We start from the raw sequence: 19,479 nt of genomic DNA, 5'->3' as shown, positions 1-19,479 counted from the left end.
TCGTTCCCACGCGGGAGTGGGAACGATCAAAACAACTGGTTAACTGACAACCCCAGTTCTATGACTTCACCGAACACTCGTTATCCAGTGCCTTTTCGATCAACAACAAACCCAACTCCATCATTTGATGAATGGCCAAGGCCAGGTTGCGCTCTTTGCCATCGAGATCATCGCAAAGATCCAAAACCAGAGTAGTGGCCGAGCTGAAGGTTTCGTAGGCGTTGGGCAGCAGGGCTTCGGTGTTGATGTCGGGGGCGACGGTGAAGACTTGCAGCGGACGGTTGCTGGTGGATCCGGGATTGCCAGAAGGCGGCGTCAGATAATGATCGAGGGCACGGTTCGCAGCCTCGTGAAGTTTGCTGGAATCGAGTGATTCGCAAGGGGAAACGTTTGGGGTTGCAGGGGGATTGGGGGTGACTTTGAACATAGTGGAGCTCCAAGTATGAATGGAGCTGCCACCGATCGCCGCGACGCGATTGAGGGTGGCAACTGTACGCGGGTTCGCGGACCGAGAACTTGGAACCCGGCATACCCGAAGGTATCCCGCGCACAGCCGCCATGACACGAAACAGCAGGCACAAAAGTGCGTGCTGTCGGATGGAGCGATTATGCATCAAGTTCTAGGCCGCGACGCCCGGTCGCTGATGTGCAGCGACTGGCGAAGGTTAGCCGCGTGCCCAAATCAACGGAACCTCAAAACCTGTCAGAAATATCCCTAATTGTTGGCCAAGGAAATATCGCTTCGCCTACCCACAGATTCAGGCCATGCCCTGGGGAGCCAGGACATGACAATCAGTGGTCCGTTCGGGAATCGGTTGGTGTTTGATCAGTGTCTGACCGACTCAGCTATTTCACCCATTAGGTGGGCCGTGATTTATTGTATTCGGAATGTTTGAAAAGTAGCTCTTTCCCTCGTTGGATTGTTGCTCTGGTAATGTGTATGTCGCGCTGTATATCCGAATGTTTTATTGAGTTTGAGCCCGTGGTGCTAATTTTGTTGGTCGCTTGGTCGAAGGAAAATTTCAACGTGCCCAGAGGATCGCTGGAGTAAAATTCTTCTATTCCTAGCGTGTCGAAAGCTTTTTTTATTTCATGTGTATCGTGTTTCAAATAGTCATCCAGCAGATAAAGTGCGTTATTCAGTTTTTCAATTTTTCTCGGGGCCAATCCTCTGAGCGCAGTCTCTACCTGGACGGAAGTTTCGAAGTTTGCAACCCACGCGCCGGGCAATACCATAACCTTTCCCAATAGTGCTCGCGTTAGTATCAATGAAGGTTTCTTTTGCCCTTCCGGTACTCGGATATCGTGCTCTTTGACAGTGTCCTGTGATTTTGTGTGTATATCGTAAAAGGCAGTTCTCCCTGCCTTTTCTATTTTTTCAGGATCCAGGAGAGAGGCTTGTGGGACTAATGAAACCGTTAAGTGGCGAGTGGCCTCGAACTTGTTTGCGGCAGCATCGACTGCCAGTGATGTGATCGATGCAGCGGCGACTGCCGCAGCGGGACCCAGTACCAATGCGCCAACGCCAGCAGCAGTGGCAGTGGCGTTTCGCGCTAAATTATAACCAATGCTTTGTGCGTATCTTTTATAGATGTCTTTTTCGCTAAAGCTGTTGTAGAGCTGGTCGTTGAGCCGGCTAACCCTGTTCTGCACTTCGGATAAGATAGTTTGGTAAGTGGTTAGCTCTTCTTTGTTAGTGCCAAGTTTGTCAGCGTAACGAATTGGATTATTGCCAACCATGCAATACAGATTCATCCCGTCTGCGACTCCTTTCGGATCGGGACTGATCCAACGCTGTAGCCATGGCGCATAATATCGCTGCCCGTAGTAATACAACCCACTGGCGTCTCGCTCTTTACCGGAATATCGAATGGTTTTGTAGTCGGCCTCCACGGCAGAACGGGACGCTGTCCAAGCAGTTCCACCGTAGGGAAAATAGCTTTCCTGGCTGATCAGCCAGGCCTGGTCGTCGAGTTCCAGCGTGCTGGAACCCAAGTGGTCATCAAGGCTGTAGCGCAACTGGTTTGTTGCAATCGCGGACGGTCGGCCTTCAGTCCAGTACAGGTAACGCACACTGCAGCGACCGGTTTGCACAGTAATGACTTCCAGGCGTTCGTTGTTGCGGGTGCGGATCTCGAGGCCTGGCAGGTAACGAACTTCTCGGGTATGAGTGATCGACGCGGCATAGGTTGTTTGTATTTTGCGTACGCGTTGGCCGCTACTGTCGTAGCAGTAGCGTTCAATATCATTACGCCCGTCTTCACGCGTGATCAGCATCACGTTGCCGAGTTGATTGCGGATGTTCCATTCCAGAGTCTGACCCGGTTGCAGTGCCTGCTGGTTACCGTTGGCATCGAAGTCTGCTGCAACGTCAGGTGATGAGTCGCCCTTGTTCCAGGACCGCATGCGATTGCTTGTGACTGCAACGTTCAGGGTTCGGGTGTAGTTATTGCGGTCGCGAACATGACGCAATTCGGTCAGGTTACCGACGCTGTCGTAATCGTAGTGCTCGATAAAGTTGAACAGTTGCCGGGCATCAATCGGTGCTCTGCTGGAGGTGGGAAGGTTGGGAAGGTTCGGTCCCGCCGCTTCACGCCCTGTCGCGCTGGTTAGTTGGTAGAGGCTGTCGTAGGTGAATGTGCTGACGGCTTCGACCCGCTGGTTACTGCCGAATTGCACCGGCTGGGCCTTGTCGGCGATTTGCGTCACATTGCCCACCGCGTCATAGGTGTAGTGCAGGTCCTGCAATGTATTGGCGGACACGGACGCGGTGAGTGAGGTCAATCGACCGCTGGCCGGATCGAACACTGCGTGGCTGATAACACCGTTCCCGGCAGTCTGGGAGTGGACCTGGCCAAACGCGTTGTAGGCGAGATCCTTCACAATGATCTGTTCAGTTGCTGCGTCTTTGATTTGCAGGCTTATTGCCTTGAGTTGGCCTGCGACATCAAACGAGAAACGTTGTTGATGCTGGCTGGCATCGATCTGCAGGATGGGTTCTCCGAGTGCGTCGTAGCGCCACATCGTTTCGTGGCCATCCCCCTCTTCAAGCAGTACATCGCGGTCCTTCTCATCTGTTGGCCAGTTTGGCTGTTCGGGGGCGAAGAGGAAGCGCCGTATCTGGTTAAGGGGTTTGGCGCAGAGTGCGTAGTCATTGATGAGCAGGGTACCGGCGCCGTCATCGTGACGGGTCAGCGCACCACATAGGTTGCGCGCCGCAGATTCTGGTGAGCTATCGCTGTAGCTGAAGCATTCGACCACGCGCAGATCCTGGCCTGCCGCTTGCCCCTGAATGGCGGTCGGCCTTAGCTGATTATCGTAGGTCGTTTGCCAATGGCTGCCACGTTGATCCCAGCTGCGTAGCGTTTGCCCAGCGTCGCCAGGCAGACTCACACGCCATCCGGCGTCGACACTGTCGCTCAGCAGTGTCGCCCCCGACAGGCTGTAAGCGGTCGTCAGGTTGGCCTTCGTGGATTTGCCAAACAGTCGAGGGTCCCACTGCTCAATCTGGCGTCCGACAATGTCGTACTGGTGGCGTGTAATGAGTGCCTGCGGATTTTGGGTAGCGTCGCGACGCCAGTAGGTGACATGCCGGACTGTCAGGCCTCGGCTATCGACCACGTTGATCGTCGGAGTCTTGCGATGCAGTTGCGCGCTCATGCATCACCCCCGGCAATGGAAGGTTTTTTGGGCGTTATTTCCTCGAGCGTATCGTTCTCGTCTTCATCCAGGGTGTACCAGGGATAGCGGGTTTGCCGCCGCATATAGGAAAGATCGCCTTGCTTGGCGAGGCGAGTCTGTGTCGGGCGCCCCAACGGATCGTAAAATTGCAGATCGCAGTGGCCGAACTGCCGCAAGGACACATCGTTGATGTAGCGGTGCTGATCGGCGAAGTAGGGGCGGTAGGTTCGGATTGCCAATCCCTTGTTGTTGTATTCCACCCGTTGACTGACGTGCCAGCGGTTTGCAGCGGTCTGCTCCTGCGGTTTTCCGTCCTTGATGCCCAGCGCTCCGTTCGCGTTGACGACGTAGGCTGTTCCTGACTCAACCTTTTGTTTGTGTTGCAGTGTCCGAGCGAAGCCATCGCAGCAGGTGACGGTGATACGGATTTGCCTCTGGTCGTCATCGGGGTAACGATCAGCAATCAGTGAGGCAATGTGCGCCGGCTCACGGGTCGAGGTGTCGAGTTCGATTTTCAGTTTCGCTTCATCGGCCGAGAGTGTCTTTAGGTGCGCCAGACGACTTCGGACCGAAGCGCAGATATGTCCGGTCGACAGCAAGTCACCGTTGGCCACGCAGCGCGTCAGCCAGCCGGTGTCCTTCAGGGCTGTGTCCGAGACGCGGCCCATCCAGCTAAATGGCGCGTAATAGATGGCATTGGCGGCGTCCAGCAGTGCGCCTTTTGCATTGTTGATCGCCTCGGCCGGGCTGGTGAACACCGGACGTTTGTAGTGGGCGATAGGCTTGAAACCGATGAGCTTTTTGCTCTTGTTGCTGTAAACGCTGGTGGCCAGTATTTGACCGAAACCATCGTAGAGAGCCTCTTGAATGTTCCCGTTCGGGTCAGTGATGCACCGGGGCTGGAGTGAGCGGTAATCGTAGGTAGCCTTGGTGATGCAGCCATCGGGCAGTTTGAACGCGGTGATGAGGTAGCGGTACTTGTCGTAGCTGACCTCGATCAAACCGTGGCTTTTGCTCGCCTGTAGGGTCTGTGCTTTGTAGAAGCCCTCCAGCGCGGCGTAGGTCGCGAAACCGCTTTTGACTGACCAGAGTTTTATGGGAGACGTGGACACGGGGAGAAAATCGGTCATGCGGTGATAGCCACTTCGTTCGAGCAGTTTTCCCTTGGGGCGAGAGTCTTGCGGCAATACGCTGAAGGCTTTCAGGGCTGTTTCGTCCAGCTCGGCTGTTTCCAGGTGGTCGGCCAAGGCTTCGAAGTGGGCGACGCCGTCCGGCAGGGTTTCTGCTGCGGCGGTGTTCTTGTAACGTTGCACGGACAGACCCGTCAGGACGCTCTGGGTCGTCCAGGCCGTTCCCTTGACGAGCTCGATGAGCTTTTCGTAAGTCATGTCCTTTATGGTCAGCCCCAAGGCTTCGGGTGCTTTGGGACGTTTCAACGCATGGGTGCGCTGGCGGTAAGGCAGACCCAGCCGCCATCCTTGGGCGCTATCGAGATGAATGAACTCGGCTCGGGTTTCGTTCAGGTAGTAGAACTGTTGCGCCGGATCATGAGCGTCGCGCCACCATTGTTGTTGGTCGGCATCGCTGAACGGTGGGGTATCGCTGCCGGTTTTGCGTCGGGCGTAATGGACGCTCACGCCATGCGTCAGTGCGCCGTAGGCGTCGTGCTGCAGACTGAAGGTGTGCTGGCATCGCGGATCATCGGTGATGCCTTCGTACTGGTAGCTGATGGACTCCAGTTGCAGCGGCAACATCCGGGCGTAGCGCTGGTTGCTGCCTGGCGCTGGTAGCAGGCGCACCCGGTAGCGGTTTTCCTGAATCGAATACAGCGTTCTGGTTTTCAGACGCCTATCGAGTCCGAAGAGTTCGGTGCGTAGTAAATGACCGCTGAGGGCACGAGCCATTTCAAGGGTGGTCAGCTCATCTGGTGAGAGGATGAGTGTGTCGCTCCGGGTGTCAGGCGAGTACTCGCAGAGCAGTGCGTTGCCCAGCGCTACCGCCTGTTTGTCGGCACGGTGATAACCGCTACGTGACGCATCGACTGCTTGCCCAGTGTGGAACCAGCTTTTTTTCAGACACGGCGCCGTAAAACCTTGCGAGTCGACATCGCTGGGGTTGGCTTCACTGTCGGTTTGCAGTAACAGACCAAAGCCACGAAACTCCCGTTCGATACCGTCGTAATAGCCTTGGCGATAGGAAACGTTCTGGGTCAGTCGATTGCCGGTAATCTCGTCGAGCTGAGTCTGTTTCTCGACCAGATGCAGGGCAAAGGGCACATGACAGGTGAGTGGCTTTGCGGCTTTGTTTTTCTCCGCTTTTTCATCCAGCCACTCCTGCGCTGAACTGCGGTAGCGGATGTTGCCTGCGGCGCCCATGTTGTTATTGGTAGCGGTGAGTAAATACGGTTTTTCACTGACGAAGTCGTAGCGCCAATGTTGGGGGGCCATGTGCGGCACGCTGAGTATCAGGCTGGAGCAGCCCAACCCTTGCAGGTCGGCGATGCTCACCTGGCATAAACGGTCGTAGCGAACACCTTCCGGCCAGGGTAGGGCAACTGAAGGGCCGAAACCGTTGCCGCCACGGTTCATGAAGATCCGCGCCTGCGCCGCTTCCAGATAGATCAGATCGGCGGCACCGGAGCCGTCCAGATCCGCCAGACGGATGCACGAGGCGTCAAATGTCTCGTACGCAAGGGCCGGTGATCCCAGCACGATACCTTTACCGAAACGCCCATGTCCCAGGTTTGGCCAGCACTTCACTTCATTGTGGCGAATGCGCACCAGGTGCGGCTGACCACTGCCCAGGATATCGCTGAAAGCCACCAGCTCGGTGGGCGAAGAAGTGAGTACGGGAAGGGCATCTTCGTCCTCTTCACGAGCCACTTCGCGGGCAGCACCAAAGCCCTTTTCTCGTTGATTGGCGTACAGACGAACGCTACGCGGCCCTATGAGCGTCAGGTCGCTTAGCCCTTCGCCCATCAGATCGGCCAACTGCCCTTGTGGATGGAAAACCTCCATAGGAAACGCATTGAACGGGGCGAAATCCGACCAGTTGCGGTCGGGGCCGAGGGAGAAAAAACCACTGAGCCCCGGCTGGGCGATGACCCAGTCCAGTCGTCCGTCGCCCGTGAGGTCGCTCAGTGACTGGCGCGCAGGCTTAGCCGTGTCGGCGGTAGGGAGACTCGGCAATGCGCGCCACTGATCGTAAGCCACCTCATTGCTTTTGGTTTTGGCTCGTATGGGCTCGCGGTAATACCAGGCACTTTCACTGGAATACAGCACCCCCGGCAGCCCTTCACCGTACAGGTCTACCAGTTGGTAACGCTGACCGTCGTTGAGGCCGGGCATGTTCTGAAACGGCTGCCATGCATGGGTATCAGAGGGGAGCTTGAACTCGCTGTAGCTGAACTCGATGGGGGGACGGCTTTCGGGGGTGATCGCGGTACCAAACGCCTGGTCATGGGCCGCGCTCAGGAGGTGATAGCCCAGAGGCGTCTGACGATAATCTAGCAGCAGGCGTCGCACCAGAACGGGGTAGGCGCCCAGCTCATCGGGAAAACGGTGAAACATCAGCACCTGGCGGCACAGGCGTTCCGTGCGTAGTTCAAAGCCGTAGGCGAAGCTGGAAAACCCGTCGCTACGGCTTTGCCACTGTTGCCCGGTGTACGCCGGTTTCTGTTCGTATTCCGTACTTCGTTCGCCGTAGTCGAACACCACGTCGAAGTGCCATTGCACAGATTCCAACCGATCTGCGTTCCATAAGTAAAGGTGTGCATCGGCCTTGAAGTTGCCATAGCTCACACGGCTCAAGTAGCGCTGGGCTGTGGCGCCATTGCTGTGATCTTCTGCCTTGTACTGATAGAGGATGTGTTCGCCGTGGGCGTTAAGACTCTCCTCCAGCAGCCATTCGCCGACATGCGTTGAATCTTGCGGATCGACCCGACGCGATACCGGGTTTTTCCCGAACAGGTGAAGGCTGCCGTCGGCGCTGTGCACCAGCCAGAAACCCGGTTTGTCGCTCGCAGAGGACCAATGTTCAATTCGGTCGAAGGTGCTTTCGACTCTGGGGAAGTGGCGCACCACGGTGTAGGTCGTATTCAGTTTCAGATCGTTGTAATGATTGATTCCGGTTGAGGTAATGGTGCCTTGTGGATTGCGCTCGGGCATCCACACAATCCCATTTGGGCCGACAATTTCGTCATCTTCGGTATAGGTGGGAACACCCTTACTGGTGCGTCGCCCTACGGTGGGCAATGTCATTCCCCAGCCGATACCGAACACGCCATTGCCGACTGAACTGCCATAGTTCAGCGACAACGACGGTGCGAAGCCACGGCCCGGCGAAATGGGTAATGCAATTTCATACGATGCTGCACCGTGTGCGCCAATGGCGCCCCATCCTTTGCCGATGCTTTGAATGGCTCCTCCACCTTTGGGCAGCGACGGTGCGATAACCGGCAATGCGGTTTGTTCACTCATTGCGAACCTCCGCCTGCTCTGGCCGTGTAGCTCACGTGCACGATGATGTCGGTCAATGATTCGAGCATGGCTTGCTGCGCTTCGTGGTTCGGGAAGGTCAGTCGCCATGTGGAGATGGCGCCGGTGTATTCGAAGGGCAGGTAGCGTTCATCGTTGAAGTTCAGGGTAAACAAACCGTTATCGTCGAATCCGGTGGAAAGGGCGATCTGCTGGTTGGCTCGCTGGTTCTCCATGCTCGGTCCTGTGCTACCTGCGGACATGAACACCTTGCTGGAGGTCTGAGTCAGCATTGCCCTGACGTTTTCATAGGGACCCAGTAAGGCTGGCAGAGAGACGCTGATGGTCTTGATGCGCCTCAGGTAATGATTCTGGTCTTTGTAGTCGTCCTCGAACATCGCGTTTGTCAGCTCGAAATCGCAGGTTCCATTGGCTTTCAACTTACTGTGGAGCTCTGCCCAGTTCAGGTTGATCGTCGATTTTTGGTCTTTGGCTTTCACGTGGCGCAAAGAAACAGCCTTGCGAATCTCTAACTCTCGTTCGTGACCCAAAAGGCAGGTTTTCTTCATTTTCAGCAAGCCCAGCTTCATCGACTCCCCAGGGCCGAGTCCGCGATAGGTACTGTTCCAGGCTTGGGGTTGGAAGAACGGCTGTGTCAAATGGTCGGCCATCTCGTAGCGCCAACATAACTCGGTGAGTTGGCACAGCGACAAGGCTTCGTCATACGCTTGGTAATAGAAGATGGACAACTGGCCAGCGAACCACTGGTAAAGCTGCGAGTTGGTAAAGCGCTTGCTGAGGAAGTCGTAGGTGGTTCTGGCTTGGGTGAGTGCCGTTTGAGTGTGTCGCAACAGCAGCAGGGAGGCTGTCTCCCGTTCGGCTTCAAGTGCCAGTTGTGCATCGAGTTGTGCGATTTCGAGCCTTGTCTGATCGCGAGCGAGCGTCCACTCCTGATGGCGACGACGGTATTGTGCTGCACGTTCGAGGGCTTCGCCGGCGCCATGAGCAGCTGCTGCCACTCCTTGAGCTCCGGCCATGACCGCAAAGGGCACCCCCTCGACGCGATGACCGCCGTCTGCCATGCCAAAAATGTTGGGGATGACCTTCAGGCTGTGACCGGCCACTTGGGCCGCGTAGGCAGAGGCTTCAGCAATACGTCCTGTCAGGTGCAATGCGGCGGCGGCGACTTCTCCCGGGTTGACCACCTCATTGACCAGTTGACTGTAATAATCCATACGCCCTTCGACAATGGCTTTACTGGCAAGTAAGGCCTCCTTGTTCTTTTGGTCGATCTTCAACGCCTGGGTTTGTAGGTCTACGGTAATGTTCGCCAGATCCCAGAGGTGTTGCTGCTGAATTTCCTGATGGCTGGCTTGCTCGGTACGCTCGATGAATGACAACAGTGTTGTACCGAACTGAATCACGGTATCTACCGCGCTTATGGCATGGGCATGCAGGGTGCTGAAGCGGTAAGGCGGGATATCCAGACTCAGGCGTCGGTCAATGCCGGGTTCTGCCGCACGCTGAGGATTGGAGCGCAGTGAGTCACCTGGTGCAGCGGGCGCCGTGAAGAGGGAGAGACTCAGTGGCTTGCCGACAATGTCGAGATTATGTCTAAGGTTGTGCAAGCGACTTTCCAGCTTTTCCCAGCGCGAGATCAGCACCGGGTTGAACGGTAGACGCAAGTGTGGCGTGTCAATCGCGTGTACCGAGGGGGGTGGTGCATAAGGGCGCACGCACACCTGAGGCGCAACGTTGGGGGCTGTTGTTGTAGGTTGGTTTTTTTTCTTTTTGCCAAGATCATTTTCAAAAGCGCGCAGTGTGGTGTTGGTCTCGTCACTGAATTTTTGCAGTGTGACGGTAGACCAGAGGTCGGTTTGTTTGAGATCCGGGCGAGGGCCCAACAGGTCCAGTGCGCGGATGTACCAGAGCTTGGCTTGCGCCAGCCCATCGGGGGTCAACGTGCGGTACGCAGTGTCACCGCGATTGGCCAGGATATCGATGTAGAGCATGTACAAGGCTTTGCGAAAGTGCACTGGATAACTAAGGCCAATCTGATGCGGGTCTTGTGGGCCCTGGATGGCGTAGCTGGGTTGGCCGGGGGCTGGGGTGGCGCTGATTAATGGCACGGCATTCCAATAGTCGGGATTGCCGTTATTGACTTTTTTGCGGCCGGGGTTGAACACGTATTGCAACCAGCGTTCGGCCTCACCGTATTGGCGCTCCAGGTTAAAGCGGTGTGCCACCAACCATGGAAGATAAAGGAACAATTCTACAAAGTAGCGACCATAGGCACCGTAGAAATCCATGCTCTCAGAGGTACCTTGTTTTCCAATAGCAGGCTCGTGCAGGTGCTGAGAATTCCAGCTCAGCAGGCTGTCCATGCTCGTTTCCGCACGCTGGATCAGATGCCTGGCGAAGGTGATATTCATTCGAATGGGTGTGCGTGTTTGATTCGTTATGCCATCGCTGGATTTGATGTTCGAGTCTGAGAAGTCAATAAATTCTGCAGTGCCTAAAGCGCTGTCCTGGCGGGACTTGATACTGGGTACCTTAGGTTCCATGTCTGACGGCATTTGCTTGAATTGGAGCCTTACATCTCTCTCGGTCCGGTTTTTGGGAGGCAGGAATAACGATGTCCATTTTTCGAGTTCTGTTTGGAGTCGTTCAAAGAATGACGTTGGCACCTCTTCATTAACTACGTGTGTGGGCAGCCCGTCGAAGTAGGTTGTTGGCGTGGCATGAGAGTCTTTGTCGATATGCACCGACATCCAAAGCAGGTTCTTCAAGTTCGATGGCAACGTGTATCCGTCGCCGTCAACATAGAGAGCAATAAGGAGTGACTCTGGGGAGTGAACATGATCATGGAAGGCAAGGCTGTGTGTGTTCTTCCTGAGGTGGGCAACGTCCTGAGAGTGAAGCAAATCGTTCGAACCGTAACCCTGTAGACAGGTCTGTGGTGTGCTCCAGCTCTCGTCGTATTTTTTGTAGCACAGGTTCAAACGGAACAGGGGATTGACTCTTTTACTGTCGTCCTTTCCAGCGGACTTGTCCTGAGCGATGCATTCCGCCCAGATCACGTATAGACGATTGTTGAACATGACTGGGCGAATGGTGTGTTCGATGGCACTTTCGGAAATGGGCAGATTGGCGCGCTTCCAGTCCGACCAGGCCTGTGGCTCTGGTGCATCGTATTTGAGGGGGACAGAGCCGGATGCTGAAGAGGCTCCCGTGAGGGGACGCTGAGCCATGTCCAGCGAGCGCCAATAGTAGGTATTCGCGGCGCGGGACTTGGCAATGAAGTAATAGGTGCTGTTAGCGAAATCGCTTCCGTCGATGTAACCATTGAGCGTGGTCAAGTTGGCAACTTCTTCGAGTCTTGTCAGGTAGGCCAGTACTGCCGTCTGAACGGACTCGGAGGTGAGTTGGTTCTGGTTGATATCGTTTTCCAGTTGCTGGAAGCTGTCGGTCCTGATCTGGCGAAGGGTCGGGTCCAGATAGACCGCAGGAAAATAATGCTGCCGCTGGTTGGCCGCCCAGGTTGGATAGTGATGCATTACGGTTTGCCAGGTTTCGATCTGGTCTGCCGGGATGTTCGCCGTGTGATACCCGGGCTCCATGTTGGCCAGGATGCTGTTGATGTATTGCTGCAGGCTTGCGGTGGCGCAGGCCACCGGGCTGGTGGGCACATTCTGGGTGACCAGCACATCGAGTAGCCAGTAATGGTAGAGGTCATTGGCCGTCTTGAGATGCTCTGCGATCTTCAGGGACTTCAATGTCTCGTTATCAGGCACGATCCCTGACAGATAGAGCGCGAGCTGAGCATCACGCAGACTTTCGTTGAGTTGCTTTTCAATGGAGGCAGACATGTTCATTCCTTGAGCATGTAATGGGATCAATGACTCGCAGCCATGACGGCTTCACCGACTTTCTTCCAGGTGTTTGCTGAGCGGGTGTTGTTCAGGGTGGTGGCGCTGAGGAGTGAAGCGGCAGACAGCCCGGTGGCCTTGCAGGTCGAGTGGCAGCGCATGACCCAATCCACGTCCTTCATTGTTCGGGCTCGTTGGGGCGTTAGCTTTGCGGTCAGCACACTGACTTCAGCTGTTGTCCAGTTCAGCAATTTGGCCAGGAAACTGTTCGTTACTGTCTTGGGAGCGTCCGAATTGGCGAGCCGTATATAGCTCAGAAGGCTTTCTTCAGGGTGCTGGTGGGTGGTCATGCAATGGTTGAAGCGATCGAGCAAGTACAAGCTGCTCAGTGTCAGTGTCAGTTTCAGTTGCGTGTTCGGCGTTTCCAACCAGTCGGGATGGCTCAGGAACAAACGCAGGGCACTGTTGCTCAGGTGCAGCTGAACGGCCGCTTCGGCATGGCGCAGAACAGGGTGTAGTGTTTCGCAAAGCCTGGTCGGGTGTACTAGGTCCAGGGCATCGGTCAGGATCTGGTGGGCCGGGGTATTTGCCCATGACAGCACCCCCTTTGTGCAGTTCATGGGTAGCAGGGAGATTTCCTGCAAGAGCTTTTCGATCAGGTGCAGTTGTCGATCATGGGCAAGCAGCAGCAGATCTTTGAGTTTCTTCTTGCAGTCGTCTTTGAGCGCTTTGCCCAGTGCCAGTGGGTCGATGATGTTATCCAGCGCAGAGGTCAGTTTCAGTGGCACATCGTCTTCGATTGCTGGCGCGAAGTTTCTCACCAGACCTTTGTCATCAAGCAATGTGTTAGCCAGTAGCTTGCGCCAGTCGACGTCTTTTGGAAGCGACAGCTCTGCTATTTCTCGTGGGGTTACTGCGCACTGGATGGCATTGCCGTTCAGTTGGGTGAGGTGTTGCTGCAAACCTGGAAACGAATGCTCATCGCTGCCCATGGGTTCCAACAGGCGTTGTAGTTTGGGGATGTCGTAGGCGGATTCACTGAGCCAGTTTGTGATCCAGTCCATTTGCATCAGTACATCGAGCAGATTAAGCGTATCTACGCCCTGGGGGATATCTTGGCTCAGCGTGACATTGGAGTAGGTACGACTTCGATTGTTGTTATCGGGCAGCGTCGTAATTAGAGTCGCAAACGGAACTTCATTGTGTATTAGTGCATCGAGATCACCGTTGGACAGTGTTATTGGAAGCCCCGTCAGAGAAGTCTTTACATCAGCGAAAACCATCTCGATCAGGCCGATGCTGATTCTGGGGAGGTCGCGGGTCGAGGTGTCGGGGAAACTGACGTTAATCTCATTGAAAGTATCTTTATTGGCGAACCGTGAAGTATTGAGTGTCAGCGTTGATCCTGGCAGCAGCAGGGGAGGATTATCGGGATCGGTTTGCTCGGGTAAACGGAAGCGTGCTACCAACTTGAAATACTCGTTACCCTCACTGGCTTCTATTCGGATTGTGCGGACATCTGAGTTGTTTCCTTTTGCCAAACATCTAGAGATGCTTTCACCACCCAGCAAATGTGCCAGGGTTACACTTTCGGCGATCGAAATACCGAGCATCCGGGTAATCCGCGCCTGCCGGTAGATCGAGGACAGGGTACGTAGATCACACTTCAGGGGGCCAAGGTGTTTTTCTGTGTTCTTGACGATCAGTAATAGAGAGTCCTCGGTCAGGGGCAGACCAAGACTGGCACTCAAGTATTGGAGGATGGTGTGCGAGTCCGGGTTCGAGTCGTCAACAGAGAATGATCGCCCATCGAGTACAAGTGGTGTGTCGAACAGCCCGGCTTGATCGAATACCCGGTCGAATAGGGGGGGAGTATCGCCGGTGGCATAGGGGGACACCTGATGAAGCAAGGCTCCAAACTCTTCGGCGTTGATCGAGTACCGACGGCTCAGATAGCGATAAACCCCCAAGGCGCGCACGGTATAGGTGTCGAGTTGCATGAGCGTGTTACTCGGCACTTGAGACTCCAAGGCGCTGATGATCAGGGTGTCCAACTCGGCGAAAGGGATATCGAGCCAGCGTTGCAAGCGGATCATTCGTTGTAGGCGCTCGAATCGTTGATCTGTCGTCCGGGCGATCTCTTTGCCCTCCTGATTGTTGATGATTGCCATACTGTTGGCAGCGGTACTGCCGGTAGGGGACGGGCCGTTTACGTAACGGGCGCCATAGGGGCCGGGAGGTGAAACTGCTGTTGGGTAATTGCTGGATTGGCGTGGAGTATGTTTGCCCTGAGACAGCAGCGCTTCGAGTTGCTCTGCCTTCAGTTCGGTACGCTCCAGAAAGGTGTTCATGTTGCTAAGGCCGGAAGGCGAATCGATGCCATAGAGGTTCTTCCAATAGTCATCTTTCTCTCTATTTTTTCCCTCATCTGTCAGCAATAGCTGCTGCTGCGGACTTAGTCCGGATAACAGCTGTTGGGCTTCGGTCGCCGAGGAGTCCAGTACCTGACCATACTGAATGTTGACTGTCTGAGTGATGGGGAGACTGGTGCTGGTGAGGTAGTTCAACTCCCCCAACGATGGTTTATTCGCACTGAGGCCCAACAGGCACTGATGATGGTAAATTTCATAGGGAAGAGCGAAGGGATAACGTCGTTGCGCCAATACGTCATACGTTGATTTGTTTTTGTCGGCGGTGCTCTTCAGTGCCTCCTGAATATTCGTGTTCAGGATGTCATTGACGATTTTGAGCATGGGCTGTGCAGTGAAGGTATTTTGCTGGTCGATCGATAGAACCGAGAGATCCGGGCGCCGTTTTTCCAGCAGGATTCGGTTGACGGCCTCATTTGCTGATTGCGAGGCACTGGTTTCCAGTTGCTTGGCAAACAGGTACAGCGCTCTAAGGTAGGCGGCTGGCGAATCGATTGCTGCAATCGAATCGATTTTGCAGGATTCGTCCCAGTCTTCCTGAAACAGATTGGTATAGGTGGGGCCTTGTTTCTCGACGGCACGAATGCCTGGGGGATGCCAATGGTGTTGCGTTTGTCCGGATGAGAGTTGTTGTTCCCGATACAAATGGCTGACCTGGGCGGCAAGACACTTGGCGTTGTCGTAGAGCCTCCCGATGTCGATGCTGGAGGCGTGCTCTTTGAGCGTATGGTCACGGTTGATCGCGGCCTTGACGTTATCCTTGAAGCTGGCTTCGGTCAGCCGGGTGATATCGAACACTGAAGTGAGCCGCAGTGTGTCTTTGAAGAGTTTTTGCAGTTCCAGGTATTTCTCGGGACTGCTGGCCTTGATAAGTGCCTGGAGTAATGGATAGCCGTCCATGCCGATAAGTCTCCTATGAAGTGGAACTATCGACGTTACTGCACGGGAGGATTGAGAGCCGTCAGGCGTCCATTGTATGGAGAACTGGAAAAGTCGCCGTTTGGACGGAAGAGACTCCTATCGACCTGTAGGAGTTCGACACTGCTTGCTCCCCCGGTCGGCTCGAGCGCTGGAGGGGGGAGCAAGCTGAGACTCAAACCCGGAAGTGGCTGACCATCATCTGTAACTGACTACCCAACCGCGCCAGTTCAACACTGGACGCGGCGGTTTCGTCGCTGGCGGCGGCGGTTTGTTCAGAGACGTCGCGCACGTTGATAATGCTGCGGCTGATCTCTTCGGCCACGGCGCTTTGTTGCTCGGCGGCAGCGGCAATCTGCTGGTTCATCGACTGGATGTTGGACACCGTGCGGGTGATGTTTTCCAGTGAGGTGCCGGCCTTGCGGGTCAGTTCGACGCTGCTGTCGGTCAGGCTGCGGCTGTTGTTCATCACTGCGGCCACTTGCTTGGTACCGTTCTGCAAACCAGCGACCAGACCTTCGATTTCTTCGGTGGACTTTTGCGTGCGCTGAGCCAGGCCACGGACTTCGTCGGCGACTACCGCGAAACCACGACCGGCTTCACCGGCGCGAGCCGCTTCGATGGCCGCGTTGAGGGCCAGCAGGTTGGTTTGCTCGGCCACGGCTTTGATCACGTCCATGACGCTGCCGATCTTGTCGCTTTCCTGCTGCAGCACGGTCATGGCGTCGGTCGAGCGTTCAACTTCCGTGGCCAGGCGTTCGATCTGGGCGATGGCTTCGGCGACCACTCTGTCACCTTCGCGGGCTTGACCGTCAGCGTGGGCAGCGGCTTGCGAGGCGTGTTCGGCGTTGCGCGCGACTTCCTGCACGGTGGCGGTCATTTCGTGCATGGCGGTGGCAACCTGATCAGTCTCGATCTTCTGACTGTTGACCCCGGCGCTGGTTTCTTCAGTGACAGCAGACAGCTCCTCGGCGGCGCTGGCGATCTGCGTGACGCCATCGCGAATGCCGCTGATCAGATCACGCAAGGTCACGCCCATGCGCGCAATGCCTTGCTGCAACACACCGAGTTCGTCGCGGCGGGTGACGCGCACATCGTGGGTCAGGTCGCCCGAGGCGATGCGCTCGACCACGGCCAGGGTTTCGCGCAGCGGACGGGTGATCTGGCGAGTGATGATCACCGCCGCCAGAATGCCAACCAGCAACGCCAGCAGGGTGCTGATCAGTTGCAGGCTACGGGCCCGGGCGCTTTCGGCGTCACGACGGTCCAGCTGAATCTGGTACAGTTCATCGCTGCGGGCAACGATGTCATTGCCTTGGTCGGTCATTTCCTTGCGGGCCTGAACCGCGTCGCTATTCGCCGCTTTATAGGCCAGCAACGCGCTGCGATAACCGGACAGTGCGCTTTCCAGCTGGCGCAGGGCGTCTTGCTGCGTGTCGGCAAAAAGCGTGTTGAGTTGTTTCAGGCTAGCGATGGCCGCGTCCAGTTGGGCTATGGCTTTGTGTTCGTTCTCGGCGTTGGTATTGCCGGTATAGCCGCGCACTTCATAACGGGCGAGCTGGAAGTCTTCCTTAGCCTGGGTGATGGCCTGGAACTGCTCGAAGCGTTGGTCGCTCAAGGGCATTTGCTGCACGAGGGTGTTGATCGTGGTGATCAGCGTGTTGGCGGTTTCGGCGTTGTCACCCATGGTCTGGCGAGCGGCGTTGCCGGCGCGGTAGGCGCTACGCATTTTGTTCAGTGATTGCTGGTAAGCGCTGATGGTCGCGCTTTGCTCTTTGAGCAGCTTGAGGTTTTCCGGGCTTTTGAAACTATTGAGCAGCGATTGTTGCTGGGCAACGAAACCATCGAGGGTGGTTTGCACATTTTGTGCGGCGGTCTCGTCGCCATTGGTCAACATGTACTGCAAACGACTGACGCGCAGTTTGGTCAAGCCGGCGTTCAACTGAGTGATGTCGCTCATCCAGTTGCTGCGATCGATCAGCCCGCCCAGGCTGGTCCAGCCAGTGAGAGCCAGGATCATGGTGAGCGCCAGTACCAGGCCGAAACCCAGGCCCAGTTTCAGGTTGACGCTGATATTGCCGAACCAGCTATTCATCAAATTCCTCCAGGAACGTTGCGCGTGTTGATCGTCAGTAGGCTGGAAGATTGTTGTTTTTTGAGCCAGCAAGGTGTGGGGATGTATCGGCAGCAAACGCGAGAGCTGAAACGGTTTTTCGAGCTCTCTCGTCCCTTTAAGCTTTTTTTCACATTCATTTCACCGCTCCCCTACGTCACTCTCTCTAGGTTTGCTCTCGCTCGTGTGCCCGATCGGTGGGCACTCGTTCTCATCGCGCAGCTGTCATTACTGCTTTGTATGCCCCGCGCGGCTTGTTAATACATCTTTATAAAGGGGCGGCTTGATCGTGGAATTAAGACTCGATCTGATTGGCATCAAGCGCTCTCTGGGCTTGAATGGCAGTACGAACTACAGAAAAGTGGCCGCTGTGCTGCTGTCTGCGTTGTTTGTTATTGCCTTGACTGTTTTTCTTTTAAGGCCGGCGGCAGTGCCTGATCTAGCCCATGGCAATGCTTCGGGACTGGCGCTGCTGCGAGAGGGGTGGGCCAAGGGCGACATGATCGTGCTGATTCGTCACGTCGAGCGTTGTGACCACTCCAAAGCGGCCTGCCTGGACAGCGCCGACGGTATTACCGAGCGCTCCCGTAGCGTCGCCATGGCGATCGGTGCGCAGTTTCAACACATGGGCCTGGACAAGGCCGACATCTACAACAGCCCTTTGACCCGTGCGGTGCAGTCGTCTTCTTATATGTTCAATAAGGTCAGCGCAGCCCAGGAGTGGCTAATCAACTGCAAAGGCCGCATGCTTACCGATGCCCTCAGCCATAAGGTTGCCGGCCGAAACCTGATTCTGGTGACGCACAGCGAGTGCATGGCGGAACTCGAAAAAGAAATGAAATTTTCGACGTCGACGCAGGGCTATGGCGCATCGCTGTTTGTTTCAACCGCAGGTATTGCTGGAAAACCTCAGATGCTCGGGTTCGTTGAAGCCGCCGATTGGCCTTCAGTCGCTCTCAAATAAAAGAGACGGATTTGTCTCTTCAACCAGGAAAAAAGATGCTGACCTCTTCTCGCTACCGATTTTATTGGGTGAATTTCGGTATCCCGCTTATTTGCGCTGCAGTGGTGTTTTTGTTGTTTGATATGACAAAAATAGACATTGCCTTCAGTGATCTTTTTTATGATCCGGCGACGCAAATGTTTCCGCTGGATAATGTTCAACTCTTCGAAAAAATCACCCATAAATGGGCGCGAATCATTCCGAACTGGACAGGCGAGGCGGCGATTATCGGCGCGTTGTTGTCATTCCTCTGGCCGCGACTGAAGGCCGACAAACACGTCAAACTGATCGCGTACCTGGAAAAGATCCGAGTCGCTCCGCTGCTCAGGTTTGCGACAAAACACCGTCGGGACTTCCTGTTCATCGTGTTCGCTTTTTCCATCTGTACCGGCGTCATCCACTATTTGAAAGGCCATACCAGCGTGTATTGCCCGGTTGAAACCACCCAGTACGCCGGGAAAATCGAACATAAAGAGTGGTACGAGAATTTTGACCTGTTGAAGGTCGCAGGCGAGGGACGCTGCTGGCCGGGCGGTCATGCTTCGGGTGGCTTCACCATGCTCGCCTTGTACTTTGTGGCTCGTCGTTATCGCTGGCGCCATTCCAAAGCCATTCTGTATGGCTCGCTGTTGCTCGGTTTCGTCTACGGCACTACCCGGGTTCTGCAGGGTTGGCACTACATGTCCCACACCTTTTGGGCGGGGATCTTCGTTTGGCTTGCCTGCTTGCTGACGGCGTTGGCGTTCTATGGGCGAGGGCGGCTGGAGCTGCCGGTTCTGCGTAAGGACGAAGAACCGGTGGTGGTTGCCAAGCCTCAGTCCATTAGCTGACAACCGCGATGGTCTAAAAAAAAACGGCACCTGAACAGACTGTGTGAAAACACAGCCGGCCAAGGCCAAAAAACAAATGCCCCGACTTGTCGGGGCATTTGTTTTTCTGAGGTGCTCAGGAAAAAAGGGCCTTTCAGCCCATCAATGCCATCAATTGACGC

Annotated in this window: 8 protein-coding genes and 1 pseudogene; 2 read left to right on the top strand and 7 right to left on the bottom strand. The window is 55.4% G+C overall.

Annotation, left to right across the window (positions count from 1 at the left end; genetic code table 11):
* Positions 1-58: 58 nt before the first annotated feature.
* The 7 genes and pseudogenes from ACN1C3_RS26590 to ACN1C3_RS26560 all read right to left on the bottom strand — a co-directional run.
* Positions 59-427, bottom strand: coding sequence for a DUF6124 family protein (locus tag ACN1C3_RS26590; protein WP_419118711.1), 369 nt, complete (start codon positions 425-427; stop codon positions 59-61).
* A gap of 431 nt (positions 428-858) precedes the next feature.
* Positions 859-3,660 carry an RHS repeat-associated core domain-containing protein gene (locus ACN1C3_RS26585; protein WP_419118710.1) on the bottom strand — a complete coding sequence of 934 codons (2,802 nt, stop codon included), beginning with the start codon at positions 3,658-3,660 and terminating at the stop codon, positions 859-861.
* Complete coding sequence (locus ACN1C3_RS26580) at positions 3,657-8,159, bottom strand: SpvB/TcaC N-terminal domain-containing protein (protein ID WP_419118709.1); 4,503 nt, start codon at positions 8,157-8,159, stop codon at positions 3,657-3,659. Before ACN1C3_RS26580 ends, ACN1C3_RS26585 begins: the two co-directional genes overlap by 4 nt.
* Positions 8,156-12,025, bottom strand: coding sequence for a neuraminidase-like domain-containing protein (locus ACN1C3_RS26575; protein ID WP_419118708.1), 3,870 nt, complete (start codon positions 12,023-12,025; stop codon positions 8,156-8,158). Before ACN1C3_RS26575 ends, ACN1C3_RS26580 begins: the two co-directional genes overlap by 4 nt.
* Positions 12,026-12,051: 26 nt before the next feature.
* On the bottom strand, positions 12,052-15,354 hold the full coding sequence (locus tag ACN1C3_RS26570; RefSeq protein ID WP_419118707.1) for a Tc toxin subunit A: 3,303 nt from the start codon (positions 15,352-15,354) through the stop codon (positions 12,052-12,054).
* 193 nt (positions 15,355-15,547) lie between these two features.
* Entirely contained in the window at positions 15,548-16,261 is a 714-nt protein-coding gene (locus ACN1C3_RS26565; protein ID WP_419118761.1) for a methyl-accepting chemotaxis protein, read from the bottom strand.
* A gap of 144 nt (positions 16,262-16,405) precedes the next feature.
* Positions 16,406-17,332: pseudogene (locus ACN1C3_RS26560) on the bottom strand (methyl-accepting chemotaxis protein); the annotation flags it as partial.
* Between the two features lie 442 nt (positions 17,333-17,774).
* Here ACN1C3_RS26560 and ACN1C3_RS26555 point away from each other — a divergent pair.
* Positions 17,775-18,449, top strand: coding sequence for a histidine phosphatase family protein (locus ACN1C3_RS26555; protein ID WP_419118706.1), 675 nt, complete (start codon positions 17,775-17,777; stop codon positions 18,447-18,449).
* Between the two features lie 35 nt (positions 18,450-18,484).
* A complete protein-coding gene (locus ACN1C3_RS26550; protein WP_419118760.1) occupies positions 18,485-19,318 on the top strand; it encodes a phosphatase PAP2 family protein in 834 nt (277 codons plus the stop codon).
* Positions 19,319-19,479 lie beyond the last annotated feature (161 nt).

Origin of the sequence: Pseudomonas sp. H11T01 (assembly GCF_048515765.1) — a bacterium.
Classification (GTDB): domain Bacteria; phylum Pseudomonadota; class Gammaproteobacteria; order Pseudomonadales; family Pseudomonadaceae; genus Aquipseudomonas.
Note: the sequence above shows the minus strand (reverse complement) of the source record. Positions and strands in the feature narration are given on the sequence as shown.